This is a genomic window from Mycolicibacterium arseniciresistens (assembly GCF_030519285.1).
In the GTDB taxonomy this organism is placed as follows: Bacteria; Actinomycetota; Actinomycetes; order Mycobacteriales; family Mycobacteriaceae; genus Mycobacterium; species Mycobacterium arseniciresistens.
Map to the genome: position 1 here is coordinate 74,825 of NZ_JAUMSQ010000001.1, position 25,706 is coordinate 100,530.

At 67.4% G+C, this 25,706-nt stretch carries 24 protein-coding genes and 2 pseudogenes; 9 read left to right on the forward strand and 17 right to left on the reverse strand.

Annotated elements, in window-relative coordinates:
- Positions 1–3: 3 nt before the first annotated feature.
- Together Q2100_RS00395 and Q2100_RS00400 are read right to left on the reverse strand one after the other, a co-directional pair.
- A complete protein-coding gene (locus Q2100_RS00395) occupies positions 4–483 on the reverse strand; it encodes a nuclear transport factor 2 family protein (protein ID WP_264012186.1) in 480 nt (159 codons plus the stop codon).
- Between the two features lie 100 nt (positions 484–583).
- Positions 584–2,170 carry an acyl-CoA synthetase gene (locus Q2100_RS00400; RefSeq protein WP_302912362.1) on the reverse strand — a complete coding sequence of 529 codons (1,587 nt, stop codon included), beginning with the start codon at positions 2,168–2,170 and terminating at the stop codon, positions 584–586.
- Positions 2,171–2,387: 217 nt separating this feature from the next.
- Here Q2100_RS00400 and Q2100_RS00405 point away from each other — a divergent pair, with 217 nt between their 5' ends.
- Positions 2,388–4,229 (forward strand): flavin-containing monooxygenase, encoded by a 1,842-nt coding sequence (locus tag Q2100_RS00405; RefSeq protein ID WP_302912422.1) that lies wholly within the window; start codon positions 2,388–2,390, stop codon positions 4,227–4,229.
- Positions 4,207–5,094, forward strand: coding sequence for an SDR family NAD(P)-dependent oxidoreductase (locus Q2100_RS00410; RefSeq protein ID WP_302912363.1), 888 nt, complete (start codon positions 4,207–4,209; stop codon positions 5,092–5,094). Before Q2100_RS00405 ends, Q2100_RS00410 begins: the two co-directional genes overlap by 23 nt.
- On the opposite strand, the pseudogene Q2100_RS00415 reads toward Q2100_RS00410, so the two are convergent.
- The 9 genes and pseudogenes from Q2100_RS00415 to Q2100_RS00455 form a co-directional block, all read right to left on the reverse strand.
- A pseudogene (locus Q2100_RS00415) lies at positions 5,091–5,282 on the reverse strand (SDR family oxidoreductase); the annotation flags it as partial. The gene Q2100_RS00410 and the pseudogene Q2100_RS00415 overlap by 4 nt on opposite strands.
- Positions 5,283–5,316: 34 nt before the next feature.
- Positions 5,317–5,934 carry a Dabb family protein gene (locus tag Q2100_RS00420; protein ID WP_302912364.1) on the reverse strand — a complete coding sequence of 206 codons (618 nt, stop codon included), beginning with the start codon at positions 5,932–5,934 and terminating at the stop codon, positions 5,317–5,319.
- The gene (locus tag Q2100_RS00425; RefSeq protein ID WP_302912365.1) at positions 5,927–6,274 is read right to left on the reverse strand and encodes a hypothetical protein; all 348 of its coding nucleotides are present in this window, start codon (positions 6,272–6,274) and stop codon (positions 5,927–5,929) included. Before Q2100_RS00425 ends, Q2100_RS00420 begins: the two co-directional genes overlap by 8 nt.
- Complete coding sequence (locus Q2100_RS00430; RefSeq protein ID WP_302912366.1) at positions 6,267–7,211, reverse strand: LipP1 family hormone-sensitive lipase; 945 nt, start codon at positions 7,209–7,211, stop codon at positions 6,267–6,269. Before Q2100_RS00430 ends, Q2100_RS00425 begins: the two co-directional genes overlap by 8 nt.
- Positions 7,208–8,059 carry an IclR family transcriptional regulator gene (locus tag Q2100_RS00435; RefSeq protein ID WP_302912367.1) on the reverse strand — a complete coding sequence of 284 codons (852 nt, stop codon included), beginning with the start codon at positions 8,057–8,059 and terminating at the stop codon, positions 7,208–7,210. Before Q2100_RS00435 ends, Q2100_RS00430 begins: the two co-directional genes overlap by 4 nt.
- Positions 8,060–8,239: 180 nt before the next feature.
- Positions 8,240–9,706 (reverse strand): FAD-dependent oxidoreductase, encoded by a 1,467-nt coding sequence (locus Q2100_RS00440; RefSeq protein ID WP_302912368.1) that lies wholly within the window; start codon positions 9,704–9,706, stop codon positions 8,240–8,242.
- Positions 9,703–10,611: a VOC family protein gene (locus tag Q2100_RS00445; RefSeq protein ID WP_302912369.1), complete on the reverse strand. Its 909-nt coding sequence runs from the start codon at positions 10,609–10,611 to the stop codon at positions 9,703–9,705. Before Q2100_RS00445 ends, Q2100_RS00440 begins: the two co-directional genes overlap by 4 nt.
- A 15-nt stretch (positions 10,612–10,626) precedes the next feature.
- Positions 10,627–11,808: an acyl-CoA dehydrogenase family protein gene (locus tag Q2100_RS00450; RefSeq protein WP_302912370.1), complete on the reverse strand. Its 1,182-nt coding sequence runs from the start codon at positions 11,806–11,808 to the stop codon at positions 10,627–10,629.
- A gap of 88 nt (positions 11,809–11,896) precedes the next feature.
- A complete protein-coding gene (locus Q2100_RS00455) occupies positions 11,897–12,952 on the reverse strand; it encodes a ferredoxin--NADP reductase (protein WP_302912423.1) in 1,056 nt (351 codons plus the stop codon).
- A gap of 123 nt (positions 12,953–13,075) precedes the next feature.
- Between Q2100_RS00455 and Q2100_RS00460 the strand changes: the two genes are divergently transcribed.
- Positions 13,076–14,698, forward strand: a complete 1,623-nt coding sequence (locus tag Q2100_RS00460; protein WP_302912371.1) for a flavin-containing monooxygenase — start codon at positions 13,076–13,078, stop codon at positions 14,696–14,698.
- A gap of 30 nt (positions 14,699–14,728) precedes the next feature.
- Here the strand turns inward: Q2100_RS00460 and Q2100_RS00465 are convergent, their stop codons facing one another.
- Complete coding sequence (locus tag Q2100_RS00465) at positions 14,729–15,583, reverse strand: alpha/beta fold hydrolase (protein WP_302912372.1); 855 nt, start codon at positions 15,581–15,583, stop codon at positions 14,729–14,731.
- A gap of 95 nt (positions 15,584–15,678) precedes the next feature.
- Between Q2100_RS00465 and Q2100_RS00470 the strand changes: the two genes are divergently transcribed.
- A complete protein-coding gene (locus Q2100_RS00470; protein WP_302912373.1) occupies positions 15,679–16,557 on the forward strand; it encodes an enoyl-CoA hydratase in 879 nt (292 codons plus the stop codon).
- Positions 16,558–16,600: 43 nt separating this feature from the next.
- On the opposite strand, the gene Q2100_RS00475 is transcribed toward Q2100_RS00470, so the two are convergent.
- The 4 genes from Q2100_RS00475 to Q2100_RS00490 form a co-directional block, all read right to left on the reverse strand.
- Positions 16,601–17,239 (reverse strand): TetR/AcrR family transcriptional regulator, encoded by a 639-nt coding sequence (locus Q2100_RS00475; protein WP_302912374.1) that lies wholly within the window; start codon positions 17,237–17,239, stop codon positions 16,601–16,603.
- Between the two features lie 363 nt (positions 17,240–17,602).
- Complete coding sequence (locus tag Q2100_RS00480) at positions 17,603–17,812, reverse strand: hypothetical protein (protein WP_302912375.1); 210 nt, start codon at positions 17,810–17,812, stop codon at positions 17,603–17,605.
- A gap of 101 nt (positions 17,813–17,913) precedes the next feature.
- Positions 17,914–18,306, reverse strand: coding sequence for a hypothetical protein (locus Q2100_RS00485; RefSeq protein ID WP_302912376.1), 393 nt, complete (start codon positions 18,304–18,306; stop codon positions 17,914–17,916).
- Positions 18,307–18,496: 190 nt separating this feature from the next.
- Positions 18,497–19,015, reverse strand: coding sequence for a hypothetical protein (locus Q2100_RS00490; protein WP_302912377.1), 519 nt, complete (start codon positions 19,013–19,015; stop codon positions 18,497–18,499).
- 95 nt (positions 19,016–19,110) lie between these two features.
- Between Q2100_RS00490 and lnt the strand changes: the two genes are divergently transcribed.
- From lnt to Q2100_RS00500, 3 genes and pseudogenes are all read left to right on the forward strand, one after another.
- The gene (gene lnt / locus Q2100_RS00495; protein ID WP_407667552.1) at positions 19,111–20,637 is read left to right on the forward strand and encodes an apolipoprotein N-acyltransferase; all 1,527 of its coding nucleotides are present in this window, start codon (positions 19,111–19,113) and stop codon (positions 20,635–20,637) included.
- Between the two features lie 88 nt (positions 20,638–20,725).
- Positions 20,726–21,103, forward strand: a pseudogene (locus tag Q2100_RS31800) (transposase); the annotation flags it as partial.
- Positions 21,104–21,280: 177 nt separating this feature from the next.
- Positions 21,281–22,366, forward strand: coding sequence for a resuscitation-promoting factor (locus tag Q2100_RS00500; RefSeq protein WP_407667554.1), 1,086 nt, complete (start codon positions 21,281–21,283; stop codon positions 22,364–22,366).
- 20 nt (positions 22,367–22,386) lie between these two features.
- Here Q2100_RS00500 and Q2100_RS00505 read toward each other — a convergent pair whose 3' ends face one another.
- Positions 22,387–23,811 carry a dihydrolipoyl dehydrogenase family protein gene (locus tag Q2100_RS00505; RefSeq protein WP_302912379.1) on the reverse strand — a complete coding sequence of 475 codons (1,425 nt, stop codon included), beginning with the start codon at positions 23,809–23,811 and terminating at the stop codon, positions 22,387–22,389.
- 122 nt (positions 23,812–23,933) lie between these two features.
- Between Q2100_RS00505 and Q2100_RS00510 the strand changes: the two genes are divergently transcribed.
- Positions 23,934–24,728 carry an SDR family NAD(P)-dependent oxidoreductase gene (locus Q2100_RS00510; RefSeq protein ID WP_302912380.1) on the forward strand — a complete coding sequence of 265 codons (795 nt, stop codon included), beginning with the start codon at positions 23,934–23,936 and terminating at the stop codon, positions 24,726–24,728.
- A gap of 47 nt (positions 24,729–24,775) precedes the next feature.
- Positions 24,776–25,588 (forward strand): alpha/beta hydrolase, encoded by an 813-nt coding sequence (locus Q2100_RS00515; RefSeq protein ID WP_302912381.1) that lies wholly within the window; start codon positions 24,776–24,778, stop codon positions 25,586–25,588.
- The last annotated feature ends 118 nt before the right edge of the window (positions 25,589–25,706 follow it).

The following is a 25,706-nucleotide window of genomic DNA, read 5'->3' on the forward strand; positions in this document are numbered from 1 at the left end:
CGCTCAGGCGCCCGCGCCCGCGTCGGCGGACATCTCCGCCAGCAGCACCGAATTCGTGGTGTCCAGGACCATTTCCATCTCGGTGAACTCGAGCCCGCTCGCGCCGCGGCGCACCGCGACGTTGGCGACGCCGCTGGACACCGCGAACGGCACAAAATTCGTGATCTGGTTGACGAAAATGTAGAAGCGGGCACGGACGGTGCCATCGTGGGTGCCCGTGCGGTGGATGTTGGTGGCGTGGTGGCGCAGCGGGTAGGGGCTCTGGCGGCGATGGTCGGTGAGCCATTCCATCACGGCGTCGCGGCCGTGCAGATCGGGCGACATCAGCTCCTCGAACGGGCTGGCCCCGGAATCGCTGCGAGTGATGAAGCGGATGTCTTCGGCTTTAGCCGCCGCCATGTCGTCGTACAGCGCCTCGTCGTAGGCGTACCAGTAACCGGAGACGAAATCCTGAAGTTCCGCCAGGGTGATGTCGTTGCTCATACCGGCCAGTCAAGCCCCCTTGAGGAATCGGAAACAGGGGCGTGACCGGTGAGCGGAACACCATCAGCCGGCGATGAGGTTCCACAGTCCGGCATCGTTCTCAGTGACTGTGCTCGAGGCTGAACCGCCGGCGCAGATCGCGCTTGAGCAGCTTGCCACTGGGGTTCTTCGGCAGTGCCTCGACGAAGAACACCTGCTTGGGAGCCTTGAACCCGGCCAGGTGCGCTCGGCAGTGCGCAATCACGTCGTTCTCGGTGAGGTCGGCTCCCTCGCGCAGCACCACCGCGGCGACAACGGCTTCCACCCATACCGGGTGAGCCAACCCGAAGACCGCAACTTCATGTATCCCGTTGTGGCGATAGAGGACTTCCTCGACCTCACGGCTGGCCACGTTCTCCCCGCCCGTCTTGATCATGTCCTTCTTGCGGTCGACGACGTGGAGAAGCCCGTGCTCGTCGTAGTAGCCGAGGTCACCGGAGTGGAACCAGCCGGCACGGAAGGCTTCCGCAGTCTTGGCCGGGTCGTCGAGATAGCCGAGCATGAGATGGGGGCTGCGGTGGGCGATCTCGCCGATGACGCCGGCGGGCACCGGCGAGTCGGCGGTGTCGAGGATGGTGGTCTCCACGTTGAGCACCGGGCGCCCGGCGGAGCCGGCGTGCGTGTCCTGCTCGTCGGGCCCGAGCGCCGAGGCCAGCGGCGCCATCTCGGTCTGTCCGTAGAAGTTCCACAGCCGCAGGTCGGGGAGGCGTTCCCGCATCTCGGCGAGGATCTCCGTCGGCATCGCCGACGCACCGTAGTAGCCCTTGCGCAGACTGGACAGGTCGACCTGATCGAAGACCGGACAGCGCAGCAGGCTGATCCACACCGTCGGAGGCGCAAAGTAGTTCGTCACCCGGTACCGCTCGATGGTGCGCAGAACCGTCTCGGGATCAGGAAGTGCCAGGATGATGCTGGTGGCTCCCAGGTAGATGTCGGTGGCCAGGAAGTTGTCCAACTGCGCGCAGTGGTACAGCGGCAGGGAGTGGATCTCGACGTCGCCACCGGACATGCCTCCGGCCAGAATCGTGCTGACATACTGGCACATCAGGCTGCGACTGGTGTGCATCACCGCCTTGGGCCGCGATTCGGTGCCGCTGGTGTACATCAGGCGCAGTACCTGCTCGTCGTCGATATGCGGGCGCGGGGCCGGGCTGTCGGTGTCGAGCCACGTGGCGAAGTCCTGCCATCCCGGCGGCGGGGCGGCCCCGTCGCGGGTCAGCGCCACCGTGGTGGTGACCGCGCCGCCGCGCCGCATGGCGTCCTCGGCGGTGGGCGTCAGCTCGGCTTCAACGATGAAGCCGGTGACGTGGCTGTGGCCGAGCAGGTAGGCGATCTCCTCGGCGGTGAGCATGAAGTTCACCGGCACCAGCACTACGCCCGCACGCGCGGTGGCGAACGTCAGCACGGCGTACTGCCAGCAGTTGTGGGACAGCAGTGCAATCCGGTCACTGACGTCGAAACCGTTGTCGCGCAGCGCTGCTGCGGTGCGGTCGACGAGCCGATCGAACTCTGCGAACGTCAGTGTGACCTCGCCGTCGATGATCGCGGTCTTGTCGGGTTGCCGGCGGGCCGACCGCCGCGGGATGTCACCGAGTGCGTGGCTGCGAGCCCGTGCGACCAGGCTGTCGGTGTCGAGGTCGCCTTGCATGAGGGCAGCCAAACACGAACCACCCCCGCTCACCGATCGCTGTCCCGCTCAGTAGGCACATACGGTGCTGTCACCGGGGAGCGGTTCGATACTCGGTGACGTGACGATTGACGCCGCAACCCCGACGACGCACGACGCCTCCCAGGTCGACCTCGAGGCGCTGAGGACCCACCTGCGGCAGGCGGATCCGGGCGTACTGGTGGCGGTGCTGGCACAGATGACCAATGACGCGTCGGTGCTCGACCGGTTCGCGCCGAAGATCTCGCACGAACCCGACCCTCCGGAGAAGAGGGGTGTCACCGACTCCGACACCATGGAGGCGATCGTGGCGGCACTGGTGAGCGCCGTCGAAGCTCAAGCGGCACCGGTGCCCGTCGACGAGGTGCTCTTCAGCCGCCTGCTCCCGCTCGCCCTCGGTTCCGATGTCGACGACGAGTTCGTCCCACTGCTGCTCGAGCAGGGCGGCTTCCAGCTGTCGCAACCTGCGCTCCCGCGTGATGTGCCGATTCCGTCCACCACGACGGTCGCGATCATCGGCGCCGGTATCGCCGGCATCGTGAATGCGCTGGCTGCCGAGGATGCGGGCGTGACCTACGAGATCTACGATCGCAACCACGAGGTCGGCGGTACCTGGTTGACGACGACCTATCCGGGCATCGGGGTGGACACCCCGTCGGTGTACTACTCGTTGTCACGCGAGGTCAACCCGGATTGGTCGAACTACTACCCGCAGGGCGCGGAATACCAGGCCTACCTCGTGTCACTCGCCGACAGGTACGGGCTTCGTGAGCACACGCGGTTCGGTACCGAAGTCGAGGCGCTGTGGTGGGACGAGGACCGCCGGCAGTGGCAGATCCACTCGGTGACTCGCGAGGGTCACCGCGAGGTGAGTCACGCCCGGGTGGTGATCACCGCTGCGGGCTACCTGAATCGTCCCCGCTGGCCGGACCTTCCCGGCCGCGAGAGCTTCGCCGGTGTCAGCGTGCATTCCGCGCGGTGGGTTTCGGCCTTGGATCTGACCGGCAAGCGGGTGGCGATCATCGGCGCCGGTTGCACAGCGGTGCAGATCGTCGATGCCTGTGTCGATCAGGTCGACCATCTGACCGTGTTCCAACGGCAGCCGCACTGGGTGGCACCGCGCAAACGGCTCTCCGACGACGTTCCGGACTTCCGCCGTTTTCTCGGACGACACCTGCCGTACTACGCCAACTGGCATCGGCTCAAGTCGTACTGGGGTACCGCGGACAACAATTATCCCGTGATCCTGCGAGACCCGGAGTGGGCCGCCGAGCATCTGTCGATCTCTCCGGCGAACGACGTGCTGTTGCAGATGTGCACGGAGTACATCGACCGGATGTTCGGCGAGGGAACAGAACTGGCGAAGAAGGTCACGCCGGATTTCGCGCCGTACGGCAAGCGCATCATCCGCGATCCCGGCGGCTACTACGCCGCGCTGACCCGCGACCACGTCGACGTGGAGGCCAGTGAGCCCGCAGCGGTCAACGCAGAAGGAATCGTCACGCAGGACGGTCGACAGATCGACCTCGATGTGATCATCTACGCCACGGGCTATCACCTCGACTTCCTGTCGACGGTGGACATCCGCGGACGCGACGGGCGCACATTGCGCGCAGAGTGGGGCGACAGCCCTCGTGCGTACCGGGGCGGCACCGTGCCCGGCTTCCCGAACCTGTTCATCACCTCGGCGCCGAACTACAGCCCGGGCCACGGTGCCGGCGCCAATTTCTCGATGGAGGTGCTCGCGCACTACATCGTGGAGTGCCTGCAGTTGATGGCGATGCGCGGCGCGACGACGATGGAAGTGACGCAGCAGGCCTACGACGACTACGTGGCGCAGATCGACGACGCCATGTCGCGCACGGTGTGGTGCCACACCCCCAACGCGCACACCTACTACCGGTCGGGTTCGGGACGGGTGGTGGTGTCGACCCCGTGGCGGCTGGTCGACGTCTGGCATCAGCACCGGGCGCCGATCGAGGAGCATTTCGTATTGGACGGCCGACAAGGAGAATCCGGTGGCGGATCTGCTGCGGGATAAGACCGCACTGGTCACCGGAAGCAGCCGGGGGATCGGACGGGCGATCGCCCAGCGACTGGCCGCCGAGGGCGCCACCGTGGTGGTGACTGCGCGGTCCCACACGCCGTCGCCCTCGGTGCGCGCGGGAGGGGCGATTGCGCTGCCCGGGACGATCGGCGAGACGATTGCACTCATCGAGGCGGCAGGTGGCACGGCCATCGGCCTTGCGGCCGACCTCGAAGACACCGTGCAGCGTGAAGCACTGATACCGAACGTCATCGAACACACCGGCCGACTCGACATCCTGGTCAACAACGCCGGCTATGCCGACTACTCGGTCATCGAAAAGATGGCGATGAACACGTTCGACCGCACTGTCGAGCAGTACCTGCGCACGCCCTTCGTCCTGTCGCAGGCCGCGATTCCGCACATGCGCAGCCGCGGTGGCGGGTGGATCGTCAACATCGGCTCGGTCACCGGCATGGCGCCGGTGCGCCCCTTTCGCGAGTACAACAGGAGTTCCGGAGACGTGGTGTACGCCTCGCTGAAAGCGGCGCTGCACCGATTCACACAAGGCCTGGCTGCCGAGTTGGTCGACGACAACATCGCCGTCAACTGCGTGGGGCCCTCGACCGCGGTGCGTACGCCGGGCGCCTCGGACCTGATCCCGGACACTTTCCCGACCGAGCCTGTCGAGTACCTCGCCGAAACCGTGCTGGCGATGAGCCACCTGCCCGCCGCCGAACGCACCGGACTGGTCGCCTTCAGCCTGCACTACCCGTGGTCACAGAGCTTGCCGGTGCACAGCCTCGACGGGACGGGTCTACTGCCCCCGTTCGAGCCGCCCGCGACGGCGAATCCGAACATCCTCCCGGCCGGGGTCTAGTTCCGGAAACGCCGCAGGTAGCCGACCAGCCGACGCGCCGGGACGGGGTTGGGCCAGTCGTCGGGCCGGAAATGCGCGTCGGTGCCGCCGTCGACGAACAGGACACTGCCGCAAAGAAATTTGGCAGCATCGGAGAGCATGAGTTGCGCCCAGTCGGCGAGCTGTCCGGGGTCGCCGAAGTCCCCGAGCCGGTGACGGCATATGTACGCCTACGGTCCGAGCTCAGTTCTCGACGTTTCGGCAGAAGCTGTGGCAGACGCGTTCCCGGACAATCGCTTCCGGGCACTCCGGGTCGAACCAACGGTCGACGCGTGCCCAATGGACGGGGTGCATCAGGTAGGGGCCCATCAGGCCGTCGAGGTCGGTGAACGCCTGCTCGAACACGTGCGTCCACGCAGAGGCGCCGACGGCGTCCTCGACCCGGCTGAGTTGCCAAGAATGAATGGTGCGGACGTAGCGGGGGAGTAGGCGCAGGTCGTTCTCGAACTGCTGGACGACCATGTCGTCGGTGCCGGGGCGCACCCGCAGCAGCAGCGTCCGGTACACGGCGCCCCTCCCGTCGGCGCCTGCGACCGGCACGCCGCCGTAGGTGGCGCCGTTGTAGTGTCGCACCGCCGTGTCCCTCAGCAGGTCATCGATCGCCTTGACACCCTTCGCCCGGGTAGCGGTCCCCGAGAATCTGAGGTGGATGAGGATGTCTCCGCCGTTGCGCACACCCGGCAGCGTGGGCTGCACGAGTGCCCGTTCGGCACCGATTTCGCGGGCGCAGTCGCGCAGTTCGTCGAGCAACCGGTCCCGATGCTCGTCGGCCGTCTCGACCAGTCGGATGACACTAGACATCGCAGAGGGCGTCCACGTCACCAGCGGCGGAGGCAACGCTGCGGCTGCGCTCGAGAACGAGGTCGCCGATGCTCTCCCACCACTCACCGATCGCCGGATCCGGGCGCCCCTGCCACGTCATCTCCCACCAGGCCTGCGCGCTGGGCAGTGACCACGTCGCGGTGACCGTATTCGGATGTTCCTCGAACCAGATGGGTGGACTGACCAACACATGCTCCAGAGTCATACCGCGGCTGCGAGCACCCGGTGCGTACCCGGCGAGGTAGGCGTCGACGAAGCGCCGCGCGCATCCCGGCCGGGTGACCACGCGGTCGATGACGTACACCGCACCCTCACCCACGCGCCGCTACTCCGGCCATGAGACTCGCTGCCTGCTCACACAATCGAGCTCGCGCTGTCTGAGCGATCGTGAACTTGGGCATTGTCATGAACCCGTGGATGCCGCCGTCGAACATCTCCATCACGGTGGGCACTCCGGCAGCGGTCAGCGCTGCGCTGTAGGCAACGCCCTCGTCGCGCAGAGGATCGTGTCCCGCGATCACGACCACCGCCGGCGGCAGCCCGTGCAGATCGGCGTGCAACGGGGAGGCGTAGGGGTCGGTGCGGCTCGCCTCGTCGGGCACGTACTGGTCCCAGTACCAGCGCAGCGCGGACTCGGGATTGTAGAAGCCGCTTCCGTAGCGCTGGTAGGACTCTGTGATGAAGTCGGACGTGATCATCGGATAGATCAGCAGTTGAGCGCAGAGCGCCGGCCCCCCGCGGTCGCGAGACATCAGGGCGGTCACCGCGGCCAGATTGCCGCCGGCGCTGTCGCCGCCCACCGCGATGCGGCCGGTGTCGACGCCGAGTTCGATGCAGTTGTCGGTGATCCACCGGGTGACGGCGTAGACGTCTTCCGCCGCCGCCGGCCACGGGTGCTCGGGTGCGAGGCGGTAGTCGACCGCCACCACCACCGCGCCGAGTCGGTTGGCCAGGTCTCGGCACAGCCCGTCGTGGCTGTCGAGGTCGCAGAACACGAATCCGCCACCATGGGCGTAGACGAGGCCCGGTAGCAATCCGGCCGCGGCTCCGGTGGGGTGATACACCCGAACCGGGATGCTGCCACCCGGACCGTCGACGACCCGATCGCTGACACTGCCGACCGGTTCCGGTTCGGCCGGTGCGACGAAACGCGATCGGATGATTGCGCGCGCCTGTTCACCGGTCATCGTCTCGACGGCCGGGAATCCGCCGTCGAGAGCGTCGATGATCTCGGCGATCTGAGGGTCGAGCGTCATGCGAGCTGCAGGGCGGCCGACTCGTGCAGCGGACGGTGCGCGGGTCCGCCGCGCAGCGGGCGCACCTGCTGCAGCGTGGGAGCGACGCGCTGCGGACCGCCTTCCACGTTGCGCCAGATGCCCATGGCGGTCATCCGCACCGGTGCGGCGAGGCGCTGGTCGAAGGCCATCCGGCTCATCGGCCCGCACACCGACAGTGCAGCGACGGCGTCACCGGGGGCACCGATCGGCGCTGCGACACAGCCGAATCCGCTCAGCGCTTCTTCCCGGTCGAAGGCGACGCCGTGCGCCCGGACCTTGGCCAGATCGCCGGCGAGTTGGGCGGCGCTTCCGATGGAGTACCGGGTGCGACGATTCGACAGGTCGACCTCGTCGCTCGCGTCGGCGTTGTACGCCAGCATGGCCTTGCCGATCGCGGTGCAGTGCGCGGCCTGGCGCCCGCCGACACGGCTGGGCAGTGCGGCGGCCATACGATCGCCGATCTTCTCGAGGTACACCACGTCGGCGCCGTCCAACACGGCCAGGTGCACCACCAGGCCGGTGGCGCGGTGCAGGTCGTGCAGCAGCGGGGCGGCGGCGCGGTGCAGCCGGTCCTGGTGAACGGCCAGTGAGCCGAGTTCGACCAACCGCATTCCGAGTTCGTAGTCACGACCGCTGCGGCGCAGCCACCGCAGCTGTACGAGGCGCTCGAGCATGCGGTGCGCCGACGACCGGGGCAACCCGGTGCGGCGGACGATCTGAGCCAGCGTCAGTCTGCCCGGGCCGTCGAACGCGTCGAGCACCAGCGACACCCGATCGATGACCGCGCTGGGCGTAGTGGATTCCTGGATGACGGGGACTGCAGTCATGACATCTCCTCGCTGAGTGCATATGCCTAATAGGAATATGCCTGTTTGTATCATACAAGAGTGCGCCGTGTCACACCGGAGTTTCGATGTGACCGAGGCCATCAGGAGGCAGCGCCGGTCAACCGGTCGTCTACCCGGCTCACGAGGACGACGCCACGGTTTGTTCCGGCTGGGTGGCGGTCAGCCTTTGGCAGCGCGACGGCCGGCGCGTCGCCCGTAGAAGCTGCCGTCGCCCAGCGAGATGCCGCTGGCGTAACCCCACGCGGCAAGGCCCGCGGTCGAGCGCCCGGCGGCTAACAGGCCGGGGATGGGCTCGCCGCTGACGTGCAGCACCTCGCCGTCCAGCGAAGTCTGCAGGCCGCCCAGGGTGAATCCTCCGGTGCTCTCCCGCAGATCGATCGCCCCGACCGGCGAGCCGACCGGGCGCAGCCACTGCGGCTTCTTGTGCAGCAGCGGATCCTCACCCCGCGCTGCCCCGTCGTTGTAGGCGGCGATCGTGGCCTGAAGTGATCCGGGCGCCAACCCGATCTCGGCTTCGAGTTCGGCAACGGTCTCGCACACCCACGTCGGCGGACGCATCATCAACTGTGGGGACAGCGATGCCATCGCCTCTTCCTGGGCGTCGCCGTCGATGATCAGGTACGCGGTGTTGTTCTGGTGGTACAGCGTCAGTTGGCCCACCCGGCCCGGGTAGGTGTCTTCGGCGACGTAGCGCTGGCCGCGTTCGTTGACGAGGACGCCGCGGACCAACTGCTGCGGGTCGATGAAGATCGCGACCTCGGTGGCGTCCATGTGGGCGAGGTCGGCGCCGAGCGCCTGGGCCATCCGGATCGCCTGACCGTCGTGCTGTTCGATCGACGCCGCCGGGCGTCCGGCGATACGCGGGGCGTACTGCGCCACCATCGCGTCGTTGTAGGCGAAGCTGCCAGTGGCCAGCACCACGCCACGGCGCGCGCGGATCGTCACCTCGGTGCCGTACTGCCGGGCGCGGATTCCAGCCACCCGGCCGTCGGCTTCGACCACCAGGGTTTGCACCCGCACGTCGTAGAGCGCCCGGGCCCCGGCCGCGGTGGCGGTCTCGACCAGCGGCTTCATCAGCATGTAGCCGGCGCTGGCCTCGCCCAGCTTCTTGTCCGACATCTGCGGGACGTGTCCGCGGGGTGCCGGCGTGGCGATGGTGTTGAACGGATAGGAGTTCTCCCCGCCGCTGTACATCAGACCCTGGTCGCCCATCGGCTCCCAGCCCGGCTCACCGAAGAACTCGGCCTTGAACGGCACACCGCTTTCGACGAGCCAGTCGAAGTGGGCGACGCTGCCTTCGCAGTAGTCGGCGATGCGGCGGCCGTCGGCGCCGGGACCCATCGCCGCGTTCAGGAACGCCGCCATGTTCTCGACGGAATCGTCGAAGCCGCAGGCCTTTTGCAGCGCCGTCCCGCCACCGAGGTAGATGAAGCCGCCGGCCATGGCGGCCGCCCCGCCCCAGGAGCCGGTCCGTTCGAGCACGAGCACATCCGCACCCGCTCGGGCGGCCTCAACCGCTGCGGCGGCGCCGGCGATGCCGTAACCGGCGATCACCACGTCCGCCTCATGATCCCAATGGCTGATCGTGGACGCCGAGACCGGGCTGACGTCGGCGTCGGGCGTCATGGCCGCATCGCTGCCGGCAGGTCGCTCACCCACTGGTGACCCCAGTAGCTGTCGGCGGTGATTTCCTCTGCAGTGTAGTAGGTTTCGTCGACGCGCATGCCGTCGGTGCCGAATTCGATGTCCCAGTCGCCCGGTGCCCGGACATAGAAGGACACCATCTTGTCGTTGGTGTGCCGGCCGAGCGTCGACGACAACTGGTAACCGTCGGCGCCGACGCGGTCCAGCGCCTGCCCGACCGTGTCGAGGCTGTCGACCTCGACCATGAGGTGGACCAGACCGGGATCGCGAAGGGTTGTCGCCGGACAGATCGCCAGGCTGTGGTGGCGCTCGTTGATGCCGAGGAAGCGCACACGCACCGGCCCGTACTCCGGTGGCACCGGCACGCGGAACGCGCCGCGGGACCGGAACCCGAGTACACCGGTGTAGAACTCGAACAGGCCGTTGGCGTCCAGTGCGGGCAGGACCACGTGTCCCAGCCCTTGTGCTCCGGTGACGAACCGTGCCCCGAACGGAGTGATCACCGGACTGTGGTCGAGGACCGGTCCGTGGAAGACCTCGATCGCAGTGCCGGCCGGGTCGTCGAAGGCGATGACCTCTTCGACGCGGCGTGCGTCCGCCTCTTCCAGCGGCAACTGTTTGAAGGGCACGCCCGCGCCGTCGAGGGCGGCTTTGACGTCCTCCAGGCCGGCACGGTCACGGACCTCCCAGCCGACGGTCATGATGCGGTCGGTGTCTCCCGGGGTGACGATGATGCGTGCTGCTCGCTCGTCCATCCGCAGGTACAGCGCCGACTCGTTGGATCCGCGTCCTTCTGCGAAACCCAGCACCTGGAAGGCGAAGTGGCGCCAGCGATCGATGTCGGCGGTCTGGACGGTGACGTATCCGAGGCTCTTGAGTGCTGTCATGTTGTGTCCTAGAGGTCAGATCATCGCCCGCAGCGGCCCCTGCGGGTCGACCCCCAGCGAGCTCAGCGCCGAGGCGTGGTAGATGGTTCCGGGGACATGGATGGCATGGGCGACGCCGGCGTGTGCATCGCGCCAGTACCGCTGCAGCGGCTTGTCCATGCGCAGTGCGTTGCCGCCCGAGCGGGAGAAGATCTGGTCGACCGCGGCGACTGCCCGCCAGACCGCCTTCACCTGGCTGCGCCGCACAGCCGCACGGTCGGCGAAGCTGACTTCCTTGCCTGCGTCGACCATGTCATAGACGCGGTCGACGTTGGCCAGCAGCGCCTGGCGGGATGCCTCGATGTCGGCTGCAGCGTCGCCGATGGCGAACATGACGTAGGGGTCGTCCTTGATCGCGGTGCCGTTGGCGCCAACACGTTCGCGCTGGTAGTCCAGGTGCGCCGCCAGCGCACCCTCGCAGATGCCGATCGTGGCGGCACTGATCCCCAGCGGGAACATCGTCGACCACGGCATCTTGTAGAGCGTCTTCGTCATGCCGGCTTCGATCTGCGCGGTGCCGTCCATCACCTTCAAGCCGTCCATCGTGCGGTATGCCGGCACGAACGCATCGCGAACAATCACGTCCTTCGACCCCGTGCCGCGCAGACCGACCACGTCCCACGAGTCGTCGACGATCTCGTAGTCGCTACGCGGCAGGATCATGTGCAGGATCTGCGGCGGCATCACCGGTTTGCCGTCGGCGTCACCGACCATCGCGCCGAGGATGATCCAGTCGCACGCGTCGGTGCCGGAGCTGAACTGCCAGCGGCCGTTGAACAAGTAGCCGCCGTCGACCGGCTTGGCCACCCCCTGTGGGGCATAGGGTGATGCGATCCAGGTGTCGACATCGGTAGCCCAGACTTCTTGTGCGACTCGAGGATCTGCGTACGCGAGCTGGTAGGGGTGCACGCCGACCACGCCGTTGACCCACCCCGCCGCCGGGTCGAGCGCCGCGGTGGCCATCACGGTCTCGGCGAACTCGCGGGGGTGCACCTCGAACCCGGCGTATTCGGCCGGCTGCAGCAGGCGGATCGATCCGGCTGCCTTCATGTTCTTGACGGTGGCATCCGACAGCTGGCCGAACTTCTCGGCCTCGACGGCCTGCTCCTTGAACTGGTCGGCCAGTTCCATCACCCGGTCGATTACCCGCTCGGTCATGAGGTGTCCTTCTCTCGTGAGGCTGTCTTGGATGGTCTACCGCGAAGGGCACCGACGTGTGGGCTGATCCCGGTGAATGGACGGCGCGTCAGAATTCGACGTGTATGTCGTCTGACACCGGCCGCGCCTGGCAGCCGAGGATGGTTCCGGCCTCGACGTCGTCGGACTCGAGGATGTCACTGGTCGGCATGTCGACCTCGCCGCGTAGCAGGGTCGCGGCGCACGAGCCGCATTGGCCCTCCCGGCAGGAGTACGGCACATCGATATTCGCGGCCAACATCGCGTCCACCAGGGTCGACCTGGCGGGCCAACGCAACGTGTGCTGCTGTCCGTCGAGGTTGACCCGGACGGTGACCGCCTCACGATCGACGGCGGGGTCGACGACCGGTGGTTCTGCGATCGCGAAGGGATCGCCGGTCAGCGACTGGAAGACCTCGGTGTGCACGGCGCTGCGTGGGACACCGGCGTTCGCGAGCGCGGCCGCAACGGCGGCCATGAACGGCGTGGGGCCGCAGATGTAGGACTCGGCGTTTCCGAGACAGCGCGCGAGGGCGGTGAGTTGCGGCTGCTGCGGCAATCCCTGCACGGATTCCAGCCAGTGCACCACCGTCAACCGGTCGGGATGGCGGATAGCGAGGTCAGCCAACTCTTCGGCGAAGATGACCGAACGCTCGTCGCGGTTGGCATAGATCAGTGTCACCCGGCCGGTGCCCTCAGCCAGCGCCGATTTCAGTATCGATATCACCGGGGTGATACCGCTGCCGGCCGCCCACAGCAGCAGATCGGCGTCGAGGTCCGCCGGCGTGAAGACCCCAGACGGGAGCAGCGCCTCGATGACGTCACCGGGATTGACGTTGTCGCACAACCAGTTCGATGCGTAGCCGCTGTCAACCCGCTTGATCGTCACCTTGGGCAACTGATCGGTGTGCGGTGAACTCGACAGTGAATAGCAGCGGGCCACCGACGTACTGTCCTGGCCGGGTACCCGTAGGGTCAGGAATTGGCCGGGCCGGTAGTTCAGCTGACGCTGTTCGTGTTCTGCGACGGCGAAGATCAGGGAGCGGGCGTCGTGGCTCTCCTCGATGACATCGGTCACGGTGAGCTTCACGCTGCGAGACTCGGGTGGCGAAGACACGACGCTGATGCTGCTGGCGGTTCATGCGGTGCGCGACTCCGGAGTCCGATGGCCGGGACGCCATGAACGCGACGTCCGGTGACCGGGACGGGCTCACCCTCCGCGCGTGCGGGACGCCTACCTTCGACTCTCGTGGCCACCACCGCTGACCTGCTGCCCGAAGCCGTCGATGCCGTGGTCGTCGGCGCCGGCTTCGCCGGCCTCTACGCTCTCCACAAGCTGCGGCAACAGGGTCTGACGGTTCGGGTGTTCGAGGCGGCGCCCGACGTCGGGGGCACCTGGTACTACAACCGCTATCCCGGTGCGCGATGCGACGTCGAAAGCGTCGACTACTGCTACTCGTTCTCCGATGATCTCCAGCAGGAGTGGACGTGGACCGAGAAGTACGCGACCCAGGCCGAAATCCTGCGCTACATCAACTGGGTCGCCGACAAGCTGGATCTGCGCCGAGGCATCACGTTCAACACAAGAGTCACCTCGGCCGTCCTCGACGAGGACTCGCTGCGCTGGACGGTCACGACGGACACCGGCGCTGTGGTCTGCGCCCGGTTCTGCCTCATGGCCACCGGCCCGCTGTCTGCGGCGCTCACTCCGCAGTTCGCCGGGCTGAACGGCTTCGGCGGCAGGATCTATCACACCGCCGACTGGCCGCACGAAGGCGTCGACTTCACCGGTCGGCGAGTGGCGGTCATCGGCACGGGATCATCCGGGGTGCAGTCGATTCCGATCATCGCCGAGCAGGCCGAACAGCTCTACGTGTTCCAGCGGACGCCCAACTACAGCGTGCCGGCGGGTAATCGCCCCCTCAGCGCCGAGGACGTCGCGCAGGTCAAGGCCACCTACGCCGAGCGGCGCCGGCTCTCCTGGCAGAGCGGCGGCGGCTCTCCGCACGTTGCGCACCCGAAACTCACCATGGAGGTGTCCGACGAGGAGCGCAGGGCCGCGTTCGAGAAGCGCTGGCAACTCGGCGGGGTGCTGTTCTCCAAGACGTTCCGGGATCAGATGATCGACTCGAGGGCCAACGAGGAAGCTCGCAAGTTCTACGAGGAGAAGATCAGAGCCGTCATCGACGACCCCGACGTTGCCGAGCTGCTCATCCCCTCTGATCACCCGATCGGCACCAAACGCATCTGCACCGATACAAACTATTTCCAAACCTTCAACCGCCCTGACGTGGAACTGGTCAGTGTCCGCAGAACTCCGATCACGTCGATCGACGCGGACGGGATCAACACCTCTGACGCGCACTACGACGTCGACACCATCGTGCTGGCAACCGGTTTCGACGCGATGACCGGTGCACTCGGCAAGATGGAGATCGCGGGGCGCGGCGGTGAGACGCTCAATGACGACTGGCGCGACGGGCCACGCACATATCTAGGCCTAGGGGTCGACGGCTACCCGAACCTGTTCGTCGTCTCCGGGCCGGGGGCGCCGGCCGTGCTGGCCAACATGGTCTTGCACGCCGAAGCGCATGTGAACTGGATCGCCGGCTGCATCCGCCATCTCGACGACCACGGGTACACGGCCATCGAGGCGACGAAGGAAGCTGTCGACGAGTGGGGCGCCGAGCTGGCGCGGCGCGCCGAGGCGACGCTGTTCACCAAGGCCGACTCCTGGTACATGGGTGCGAACGTGCCCGGCAAGCCGCGGGTGTTCATGCTGTTCATCGGAGGATTCGGTGTCTACCTCGATATCTGCGCGGAGGTCGCCGACGCCGGCTACAAAGGATTCGCCCTGCTGAAGGCCGACTGAGTCCGACATCCCGCCCGCGCGGAAATCGTGCTACTTGCGCAGCAGGAACGACCGGACCGTGGCCTCGAACGCCGCCTTCGCCTCGATCATCGCCCAGTGGCCGCAATTGGGGAACACATGCAGTTCGGCGCTCGGGATCGTGCGCATCGGGATCAGCGCCATGTCCAGTGGGCTGACCCGGTCGTCACGGCCCCACGTCAGCAGCGTGGGCGCAGCCACCTTGTGCATCTGCGCCCACGGCAACGGCACATCGGAACTGCGCATGAACGCCATCATCTGGGCGAACGCCGCCTTTCCGTACATCCGTCGCGCTGCGGCCAGCGTTTCGGCATCGGTCGCCAGTTGCCAGCGCTCCTCGATCAGTTCGTCGGTCACCAATTCGGGGTCGTACACCATCGAATACAGCCAGTCGACGAGCCGTTGACGAGTGGGGTCCTCGGTGAACTCCTGCAGCAGCCTGATGCCCTCACTGGGGCCGGGGCTGAAGACGTTCGTCCCGATACCGCCGATCGTGACCAGGCGCCGAAGGCGGTCCGGATGGTGGATGGCGAAGTTGATCCCAACCCCGCCGCCCATCGAGTTGCCCACGATGTCGACGTGGTCCACCTCGAGTGCGTCGAGGAAGGGCGCGACGACGCCCTGTGCGGTGACCATCGGATGCCCGCCCTGGTCGTCGCTCACGCCGAAGCCGGGGAATTCGAGTACGAGGCAACGAAAGTCGCCATTGAATGCGGGAAGGATACCGCGGAAGTTGCGCCACCCCGTGACGCCCGGCCCAGAACCGTGCAAGAACAACAGTGGCCTGCCGGTACCGGTGTCGTAGTAGCGCAGCGTTCCGGCCGGCGTCGACACTTCCTGAAGAGGGATCTCGAGATCGGTGGTCATGGCTCAAGCCTTTCATCGGCCGCTGATGTGAGGTGGGCGACTTCCGGTCAGCGGACGCCGCGTCTGACGTCGGGTTCGGGACGGTCCACGATGACATGGTGCTCGATGACCAGGACGTAGTGACTTACCGGGTGAGTGACCGTATCGCTGTCATCACGATGAACCGACCGCGGTACCGCAACGCACAGAACTCCGTCATGACCTACGCCTTGGACGCCGCCTTCCAGCGGGCCGTCGAGGACGACGACGTCGCCGTCATCGTGCTGGGCGGCGCGGGCGACCACTTCAGCGCCGGACACGACATCGGCACACCGGAGCGGGATCACCACGTCACCTACGACAACCGGGCGGTGTTGTGGTGGGACCACGTCGACAAGCCCGGGGGAGACCAGCGCTTCGCCCGCGAGATGGAGGTCTACGTCGGAATGTGCCGGCGCTGGCGGGAGATTCCGAAACCCATGATCGCCATGGTGCACGGGGCGTGTATCGCCGGCGGACTCATGCTCGCCTGGGTCTGTGACCTCATCATCGCCGCCGACGATGCCTTCTTCTCCGATCCCGTCGTTCGCATGGGGATTCCCGGCGTGGAGTACTTCGCGCACCCATGGGTGCTCGGACCGCGGTTCGCGAAGGAGTTCCTCTACACCGGTGACCGATTCGATGCTCGACGGGCCTACGAGGTCGGCATGGTCAATCGGATTGTGGCGAGGAACGCCCTAGAAAGCGCGACGTTCGAGCTCGCGTCGCGGATTGCGACGATGCCGCGGTTCGGGTTGGCCCTCACCAAGAAGGCGGTCAACCAATGTGAGGACCAGATGGGTCTGCGCAACGCAATCGACTCGGTGTTCGGGCTGCACCACTTCGCGCATGCGCACAATGCCGAAATAGGACAGGGCTCACTCGGAGATATGGATGTCAAGGCGATGGCGGCACCTCGGGGCGCCAGGAATGTTCAACTGGGTAGGGAGAATTGATCCGGCGCCGGTGCGATCAACGCGCCGGCATCTAGATGCCCGATCACGGGAACCGAACAGGAGGAAAGCAGTCGCCGCCGCTGTCAGATCGGCTGAGCGCTCTAGCGATTCGTAGTAGACGTTGTCCTGCCTCGGCCGTCGTCGCGCGGCCCTGCACCAAGGCGAGCATGTTCGATACCCATACGTCGGCAACCAGGCCGGCGATCTCGGTCCGCTCCGCCGATGCCGGACGAGGGCTGATGGCCGAGGTGAAGATGCGCGTCAAGGTGTCGCGAACCTGATCCACGTATGATGCTGCTGAATTGTCGGACGAGAGGTACGCGCGCATCACCGCATCCGCGCAGAGCGGGTTACCCCACAGCCGCCGGGTGAGCACGTCCAGCACGTGGGACAGCTGACGTGACGGATCGGTGACTGGTTGCGATCCGGATTCGGATGCCGGTTCGAAGGTGGTGAGCCAGCGATCGAGCGCCGCGACCAGCAGGTCGTCCTTCGACGTGAAGTGCTGGTACACCGTGTCGGTCGCTACCTTCGCGTGTTCGGCAACCGTTCGCATGTGGACGGCGTCGTAGCCCTCAGCGGCGAGCGCGAGTGCCGAGGCGACGATGCGCTCACGTCGGGGTCCCCGTTTCGACGGCACCGCCGGAAGCGCTTCCCGGTTGACTGCCACCTGGTCGGTCATCGGCTCGACCGATCGCCGGCGGCCGTCGATCAGACGAAGCTCCCTCGGAATGACGACACTCCTCCTAGCTTGAGGCGTTCCAGCCGCGCAGTGGTGTCGCACCTCGAGGCGGCGGTGATCTCTTGACGCTAAGGGGCGAGACGCTTTCACCGACGGTTGCCTTCCGGTCATCGGGACGTTGTCCGGGCTTCGAGTCAGTTTGCGTCGTTTGGCGGGTGGTCTGAGGCGTTCGCCCAGCTCATCGCGTTTCAGCGTCTGGTTCGATCCAGGCAGCTCCACAAACGACGCGGGCCAGGACGAAAGACCGGGCCCGCTGTACAGTCTTGGCCCGGTCCGTGGAGTTGGGCTGATCGCGATTTCGCCCTACTCAACCGCGCCCGTGTAATTGCCGTTCTTGTACTGGTCGATGTGCAGCCCACCGCCGACGTCTGTATAGGTGCAATCCGAGTACCTGTTGCCGTCCGGTCCTACGCTCGTCTCGTACGTGCCTCCCGCGGACTTGCATTCGGACGTGATGGTGCCCTCGGGAATTGCGCTGGCAAGCGGGCTTGCCCCGAACGCGATGCCGGTCATGAACGCAGCTGCGGCAACGCCGAGACCGAGACACAGTCTCTGACCTGGTTGCGTTTCCGGCGTTCATGGGGCCGCTGACCCGGCGCCATCTCTTCAAGCGGTTATGAGCCCGGTCCATATGGGCCGAAGAAATGGCACCCAACCGGGTTGGTCGCGCAGTAAGAACCCGGTGCCGGTGGTGCGGGCGGTGGAGGCGGCGTCCGCCCGGGTGGGGAACCGATCCAGATATGGCTCTTCACCGGTTCGCCGGTGGGAATGTTCGTGATGGGGACGTTGCCCTCCCCGAAGGGGACGTACCAGAAGTCGTGGCAGACGTTGTCGTCCCAGCCGAAGTCCGATAACGGACCCAACGGCACCGGTTGGCCTGGGCACCACCTGCCGGCGGGATTCTCGGCGGCGGCGGAACCTGCGCCCAGCCCCAACCCGACCGCCGCGATGGCGCCCGAGATCAACGCCCCGGCGACGGTGTGCGTCATCATCTTGGTGGTGTTCATGTCGCTTCCTCTGTCGGCAGCGTTTGCTGATATTTGACGCGTCAGATAATTGGTGCTGCTCGTGCGCTGCAAGTAGACCCTGCCAACGTTGCTGACGATCACAATTTCGACAAATTGCGGGTCGCACACTTCGGCGACCGGCCTGCATGCTGCTTCGTCCCGCGCAGCGCCGCCGGGGCCCGGTTCGTCGTCACGGGGACATGTCCGACGGTGCCCGCCCCGGCGCCATGGCGCGGGCGGCCAATACGGCCGCAGCGGCAGAGAGGACATGCCAGGCGCCGTGGAACTGCCAGAGGCTGTCGGGTCGGCATAACGGTGATCCCGAGCGTCCTGCGGCGTAGGCGGCCAGTCCCAGGGCGAAGACCCCGGCCGCACCCGCCCAGAGCGACCGCCAACCCGGGCGCCGGTTCCGGGCGAGCACGGCGGCGTACACCGCACCCACGGCGACGATCGGCCAGTCGTGCGCGGGCTCGGCCCAGGACGGCTGGGGCCCGTGGAAGGCGAAGCTGCCGGCCCCGACCGCCACGAGGGTCACTCCGGCGGCACCGGCAAGTGGTGCCCTCCACCGCCTGGCCCAGCACAGCACGGCCATTCCGGCCGCAACGTAGGCCAGGCTGGTGACGGCCAGCACGGGCTGCGCCAGCGCCGCGCCGAGGATGCGCTCGCAGTCCGAGTGACCGAAACTCGCAGGAGCGGTCAAGACCTGCATGGTCGATCCACCGTAACGCGCCCCGGCGCCCGGCAGACTGGGGTTGTGCGACCGACCAGCCGACGGGATCGGACACGTCGAGCGACGCATAGGCGGTGCGCGTTGTGAGCCGAACGTGGTCAGGCCTCGCGGCGGCAGTGCTCGCCGGCGCGCTGCCGGCGCTTGCGTTCCCCGCGCCGTCGTGGTGGTGGCTGGCGTGGTTCGGCATCGTCCCGCTGCTGTTGGTGGTGCGTGCGGCGCCGACCGCCCGCGCGGCCGCTCTGCGGGCGTGCTGCGGTATGGCCGGCTACGTATCGGCCACCCAGTACTGGCTGCTGCCGAGTGCCGGGCCGCTGCTGATCGTCCTGGCCATCGGACTCGGGGCGCTGTGGATGCCGTGGGGTGTGGCCGCGTATCTGCTTCTGCGCGAACCGATCACGGCCCGCGGGACTTTCGCGGCCATGGTGGTGTCACCCAGTGCATGGGTGGTGGCCGAGGCGGTGCGATCGTGGCCGAGCCTGGGTGGTCCATGGGCATTGCTCGGCGCGTCGCAGTGGAACCAGCCGGCCACGCTCGCCTCGGCCTCACTCGGCGGCATGTGGCTCACAAGTTTCGTGATCGTCGGCGCGAACACCGCGATCGCCGGTGCGATCCTGCATCGGCGCGTCTCCGTCCGCGTCACCGCGGCAGCGGTGGCACTGGCATGTGCGGCGCTCGGTCCGGCGTGGTTCTGGCTGGGACCGGCTCCTGCGGCCGGGTCGACGGTACGGGTGGCGCTTGTTCAGCCGGGCGACATCGAGGACTCCGTCGCTCGTCAGGCGGCCGGCGAAGCGCTGACCGCGGCTCTCGCGGGCCGGCGGCTCGACGTGATCGTCTGGGGCGAGAGCAGCGTCGGGGTCGATCTCAGCGGGCAGCCGGAGGCCATGGCGCGCCTGGCGGCCCTGTCCCGACGGGTCGGCGCGGACCTGCTCGTCAACGTCGATGCCCGTGACCGCGCGGGCGGAATCTCGAAGTCGTCGGTCCTCATCGGACCGGACGGATCGCGCGGCGCGTATTCGAAGACGCGGCTGGTGCCATTCGGCGAGTACGTGCCGCTGCGGCCGCTGCTCGGTTGGGCCACCCGGCACACCGAGGCGGCGGCCGAGGACCGACGGCGCGGCAGTGGACAGGTCGTATTGCACACCGGAGGGCCGGCGGGTGCCGACCCGGAAAAGCCCGTCGGGGGGCTCGCGATCGGACCGCTGATCAGTTTCGAGACGACCTTCTCCGACCTTCCCCGCCGGGAGGTGCAGCGCGGCGCGCAGCTGCTGGTGTATCAGAGTTCCACCTCGACGTACCAAGGAAGTTGGGCGCAGGCGCAGTTGGCCAGCCAGGCCGCGGTGCACGCCGCGGAGGTGGGGCACCCAGCGGTCCACACCGGGCTGTCAGGAATCAGCACTGCCTTCGACGCACGAGGCCGACAACTCGCCTGGTACCCCGCCATTGAACGCGGGGCGATCGTGGTGGAGGTCCCGCTCGATTCGCACACCACCCCGTTCCAACGGTTCGGCAACTGGGTATTGGCGCTCGCGTTGTCCATCCTCGCCGGCGCCATCGGCATGGCGACCCTGCGGTCTCGGCGCTCAACACGCCGGGCGGGGTGATCGGCTGGGAATCGGTTGGGGGGCATGATTGGTGGCTGATGAACTCCGTGCCGATGGATTGTTCGAGGTAGATTTGGTGAGCGGGCAGATGCGCGTCTCGCGGGGTCGAAACCCTCTGCTGAACACGCTGTTTCGGGTATCCACCCATCTTCGGAGATCGGCGCCGTCCCTGAACGGCGGGATCTCGTCCGAGCAACTGGCCCGGTTGATTGCGGACCTGGTCGACGAGCACTTGGAACTCGCCCCCATTCGGGCCGCCTACGCCGACGGGCGCGACACGCCGGCATGTGATCCGCGTCTGCTGTTGGGCGTCCTGTTCTACGGCTACATCACCGGGGTGCGCTCGTCGCGGCAGATCGAACGCAAGTGTGTCGACGATGCGTGTTTCCGGTGGCTGGCCGCAGGGCAGGCCCCGGACCATCGAGAGATCGCACGGTTCCGTAGGCGGCACTTGGCTGCGCTGACACCGCTTTTCGTGCAGGCGTTGGTGTTGTGCCGGGCCGCTGGTGTGCTCCGGCTGGGCCGGATCGCGCTGAGCGGGACGACGAACAGCCTGGCCGAGAAGGCCGTGACCCTGCTGGACGACGCCGAACGCACCGATACGGCCGAGGACGAGGCTAGAACGACCACCGCCACATCGACGGTGCAACGTGCGCTGGTCGGCGCACTCTTGTCGGCTTTGATGCTTGCCGGCGGCTACGCCGTGGCGGTGCACAAGCGCGTCACGCTGTCGGTCGACGACGCGTCGATGACGGTATCGACGATGAAGTCGCGCGTGATCGACGTGGTGCGGGAAAACGGCTACGCCGTGGGCGAGCACGACGAGCTCCAGCCAGGCACCGATCAGCGGATCCGCCAGTCCGACACCATCGTGCTGCGACGTGGTCGCCCGCTGCAGGTGTCGATCGACGGTCAACCAGGCAAGCAGGTGTGGACGACTGCCTTGACCGTTGACGAGGCACTCGAGCGGCTGTCGATGAGCGACCATGCGCCCGTTGCGATGTCTCGCGCCAGCCGCCTGCCGTTGGCCGGCACGGCGTTGCCGTTGGTGAGCCCGAAACAGGTGCACATCATCGACGGCGGCATGGCCGGCGATCGACGCTTGGCGGCAACCACCGTGGGGCATCTGCTGGCAGCGGCCGGCGCGCCGCTCCAGCAGGACGACAAGGTGGTGCCCCCGGCGTCTACGCCGGTCGCCGCGGGCATGCGGATCGTGGTGACCCGCATCAGAACCCATGAGGTCGCCGCACGCACAGCCCTGCATGCGCCGCTGCGGCGCATCCACGACCCGACGATGAACCTCAGCCGCCGCGTCGTCGAGGACCGCGGAAGGCCTGGCACCCAGGACGTCACCTTTGCCGTCTCGACGGTCAACGGGCGTGAGGTCGGCCGACGGCTGGTCGCTCACAATGTCGTGACACCCGCCCTGGCGCAGGTACACCGGGTCGGTGCCAAGCCGGGCACCCAGGTGCCGCCGGTGAGGAACAGCGCGACATGGGACGCACTCGCCTCGTGCGAATCAAGCGGCAACTGGGCCATCAACACCGGCAACGGCTTCTACGGCGGCGTGCAGTTCACACAGAGCACCTGGGAGGGCCACGGCGGACTGCGTTATGCGCCGCGGGCCGACCTGGCCACTCGAGAAGAGCAGATCGCGATCGCCGAGATCACACGGGCGAAGCAGGGTTGGGGTGCCTGGCCGGTATGCAGCACCAGAGCGCGACGCTGACCGTTTGACGGACCACCCGGTTACGCCAGGTCCGACGGCATGGAGCTCAGGCGGGTCCACAGATGGGGGACCGGACGGACGCCGAGCCGGCTGACCACCATCTGCGCGGCCTGGCTGACTCCTTCGGTGAACGTGGGGAAGGCGAACTGCAGCTCGGCGACGTCCTCGACACGCATCCCCGCCGCCATGCAGGCCGCCACCATCTGGATGACCTCGGCGGAGTACTCGCCGAGCACGTGCGCGCCGACGATGTGCCGACGCGAGGTCTCGACGATCAACTTGCAGAACCCTTCCGGGTGTCCGTCGGCGACGGGCCGCAGCATGTCCTCATAACGGGCCACGGCCACAGTGCAGTCATAACGTGCGCGGGCCTGCTCCTCGGTGAGCCCGACGCTGCCGTATTCGGGGTCGGTGAAACTGCCGCCGGGGACGATCTCATGCACCACCTTGCGATGCCGGCCGAGCACCGCGTTCTCGGCCGCGACCCGGCCTTCGAGGGTTGCGCTGCTGATGACCATGCTGTTCCCGTCGACATCACCGGCGGCGAAGATGTGCGGCACGTTCGTGGCCGTGTGTTCGTCGACCACCACGTAGCCGCGCTCGGTGACCAGACCGGCCGCGGCAGCGTCGACGAGATCGGCGTTGCCGGGCCATCCCACCGCGAAGAACGCCGCGTCCACGTCGACCGTGCCTTCCTCGTCCCCGACGCGGTAGAGAACGCGCACACCGGAGGCGAGCGCGTCGATCCGGTGCACGGCAGCGCCGGTGACGACGCTGATCCCACGGCCGCGAAAAGCGTGCTCCAGCGCGGCGGAGACGTCGGCATCGGCTCGCGGCACGATGCGGGGCGCGTACTCGACGAGCGTGACGTCAGAGCCGAAGTCGGCGAGGATCGACGTGAGCTGGCAACCCGTGTCCGCGGCTCCGATGACGCAGACCCGGTCGGGCAGGGCGGTCAGGCTGCGGACGTCCTCGTAGGTCAGGCCGAGTTCGGCTCCGGGAATCGGCAGTCGCCCGGCCCTGCCGCCGACGGCGATGATCACCCGATCGGCGGTCCATCTGCGCCCGTCGGCCGCGGCGACGGTGTTGGTGTCGACGAATCGGGCCTCGCCGGCCTCCTCGACGAGATCGACTCCGGCGGAGCGGATGTGGTCTGCCAGCCGTTTGCGCTCGTACAGATAGTCGGCCACCCGCTGCGCATTGCCGAGGGTCGCGGCGAGGTCGACCTCGGGTCGCGGCCCGTGCAGACCGAATCTCTCCCAGGAGTTCCAGTCCCGCACCAGCCTCGCGGCGCGAGCCAGGGTGCGTACGGGTGCCGGACCGCTGTTGAGCGCGGTTCCACCGACTCGCGCCCGCTCGATGAGCGTGACCTCCGCGCCCAGCCCGGCGGCGTGCAGTGCGGCGGACACACCGGCGGGGCCACCTCCGATGACGACAACACGCATGTCGACCAAACCTCTCCGCGGACGTGGGTGCACCGGCCGGGACCCGATGCCGTCCCTGAATAGTGACGGTCCCAACGCAGATTCGCGGGCTTTGGCGCCGAACAGACCCGTACGCTTCGGGCGTGACCATCAGTGACCCGGATACAGCCGAGGGACGAGGACGCCTCGTCGGGAAGTCCGCGGTGATCACCGGCGCGGCATTCGGCATCGGTCGGGCGACGGCCGAGCTGTTCGCGCGCGAGGGCGCGCGTCTGGTCGTGACCGACGTTCAGGGTGAGCCGTTGCTGGCGTTCGCCGACGAATTGCGGCACGCCGGCGCCGAAGTCGAGACGGTCATCGGCGACGTCTCGATCGAGCAGGATGCCCGGCGGATGATCGAGGCGGCGGTCGAGCGCTTCGGGCGGCTCGACGTTCTGGTGGCGAACGCCGGCGTCATCCCGCTCGGCGACGTGCTGGAGATGACGGCCGCCGACTGGGACGACGTGATGGCCATCGACGGCCGCGGCATGTTCCTCACCTGCAAGTTCGCGATCGAGGCGATGCTGCCGACCGGTGGCGGCGCCATCGTCTGCCTTTCCTCGATCTCCGGACTGGCCGGACAGAAGCGGCAGGCGGCCTACGGGCCCGCCAAGTTCGTCGCCACCGGCCTGACCAAACACCTGGCGGTCGAATGGGCCGACCGGGGAATCAGAGTCAACGCCGTGGCCCCCGGAACGATCCGGACCGACGCTGTCAGGCGGATTCCGGACGAGCCGGGTGGCGCGGAGTATCTGGCGGCGATCGAACGCATGCACCCGATGGGCCGTCTCGGCGAACCGGACGAAGTGGCAAGCGCCATCGTCTTTCTCGCCTCCGACGACGCCTCGTTCATCACCGGCGCGGTGTTGCCCGTCGACGGCGGATACCTGGCGCAGTAGCCGCGGCGGCGTCGCCCCAGGGGCCGACCACCATTACCTCTCATGTAATGGCGCGGCGCACCACGATCCGCGACACTGCCCTTGTGCAGGAGAACGCGAAGCACCAGGGTGACATGCCGATGACCACGAAGCCACCGGTTCTTTTGTTGCACGGCGTATTCGGCAAGCCGGCGCTCATGCGACCGTGGGTCGACGTCCTGCAGTCCGCCGGTTACCGCGTGGTCACGCCGACGCTGCCCGGACGAGACCCCTCCGACGACGCGACCTTGACGCGGACGGGGATCCCGGAATGCTTCGCAGTCGTTTCGGCGGCCTATGACGCGCTCGGCGAACCGGCCATCGTCATCGGTCACAGCATGGGCGGTCTCCTCGCTCAGAAGATCGCCGCGGAGCGCGAACCCGTCGCGCTCGTGCTCCTCGCATCCGTGCCGCCGGGGATCCTGTGGACTCAGCCGCGGATGACGCCGTATCTGTTACCGATCCTTCCCGCATTGCTGCGTGGCCGCCCGTTCCTGCCCAGTCCGCGCACGATGCGCAACGTGCCGCTGGTGACGCTTCCGCCGGCCGAGCAGGATCAGCTCATCCCCGAGCTGGTTCGCGACTCCGGACGCGTTTTCCGTCAGATGTCGTTGGGGGCGGCCCCGACCCGGGTGAGGGCGGCGGATGTCACGTGTCCCGTGTTGTGCGTCAGCGGCGGTGCCGACCGCAACGTCGCGTCGTGGATCTCGCGCCGGATCGCGAAGCGCTACAGCGCCGAGCATCAGGTGCATCCTGACCTGCCGCACTGGATCGTGGCCGCGTCGGCGGTCGACCGGGTCGCGCCACCTGTTCTTCGCTGGCTGACGGACGTAGGGGTGTGAGCAATTGCCCCTCGGTGTCGGTGACGGCCGCGGAATCGCGGCTCAGCAGCGGAGATTATCGTGACGATATTTGCGCGTGTCTATCCTGGCAAAGCGCTGCCAGGTACGTTGGTGATCT

Bases quoted from the DNA above. Each gene is read 5' to 3' on its own strand.
- Q2100_RS00395 (WP_264012186.1), bottom strand. From the start codon at position 483: ATGAGCAACGACATCACCCTGGCGGAACTTCAGGATTTCGTCTCCGGT.
- Q2100_RS00400 (WP_302912362.1), bottom strand. From the start codon at position 2,170: ATGCAAGGCGACCTCGACACCGACAGCCTGGTCGCACGGGCTCGCAGC.
- Q2100_RS00405 (WP_302912422.1), top strand. From the start codon at position 2,388: ATGACCAATGACGCGTCGGTGCTCGACCGGTTCGCGCCGAAGATCTCG.
- Q2100_RS00420 (WP_302912364.1), bottom strand. From the start codon at position 5,934: ATGTCTAGTGTCATCCGACTGGTCGAGACGGCCGACGAGCATCGGGAC.
- Q2100_RS00430 (WP_302912366.1), bottom strand. From the start codon at position 7,211: ATGACGCTCGACCCTCAGATCGCCGAGATCATCGACGCTCTCGACGGC.
- Q2100_RS00435 (WP_302912367.1), bottom strand. From the start codon at position 8,059: ATGACTGCAGTCCCCGTCATCCAGGAATCCACTACGCCCAGCGCGGTC.
- Q2100_RS00440 (WP_302912368.1), bottom strand. From the start codon at position 9,706: ATGACGCCCGACGCCGACGTCAGCCCGGTCTCGGCGTCCACGATCAGC.
- Q2100_RS00445 (WP_302912369.1), bottom strand. From the start codon at position 10,611: ATGACAGCACTCAAGAGCCTCGGATACGTCACCGTCCAGACCGCCGAC.
- Q2100_RS00450 (WP_302912370.1), bottom strand. From the start codon at position 11,808: ATGACCGAGCGGGTAATCGACCGGGTGATGGAACTGGCCGACCAGTTC.
- Q2100_RS00465 (WP_302912372.1), bottom strand. From the start codon at position 15,583: ATGACCACCGATCTCGAGATCCCTCTTCAGGAAGTGTCGACGCCGGCC.
- Q2100_RS00470 (WP_302912373.1), top strand. From the start codon at position 15,679: ATGGTGCTCGATGACCAGGACGTAGTGACTTACCGGGTGAGTGACCGT.
- Q2100_RS00475 (WP_302912374.1), bottom strand. From the start codon at position 17,239: ATGACCGACCAGGTGGCAGTCAACCGGGAAGCGCTTCCGGCGGTGCCG.
- Q2100_RS00480 (WP_302912375.1), bottom strand. From the start codon at position 17,812: ATGACCGGCATCGCGTTCGGGGCAAGCCCGCTTGCCAGCGCAATTCCC.
- Q2100_RS00485 (WP_302912376.1), bottom strand. From the start codon at position 18,306: ATGAACACCACCAAGATGATGACGCACACCGTCGCCGGGGCGTTGATC.
- Q2100_RS00490 (WP_302912377.1), bottom strand. From the start codon at position 19,015: ATGCAGGTCTTGACCGCTCCTGCGAGTTTCGGTCACTCGGACTGCGAG.
- Q2100_RS00505 (WP_302912379.1), bottom strand. From the start codon at position 23,811: ATGCGTGTTGTCGTCATCGGAGGTGGCCCCGCCGGTGTGTCCGCCGCA.
- Q2100_RS00515 (WP_302912381.1), top strand. From the start codon at position 24,776: ATGGCGCGGCGCACCACGATCCGCGACACTGCCCTTGTGCAGGAGAAC.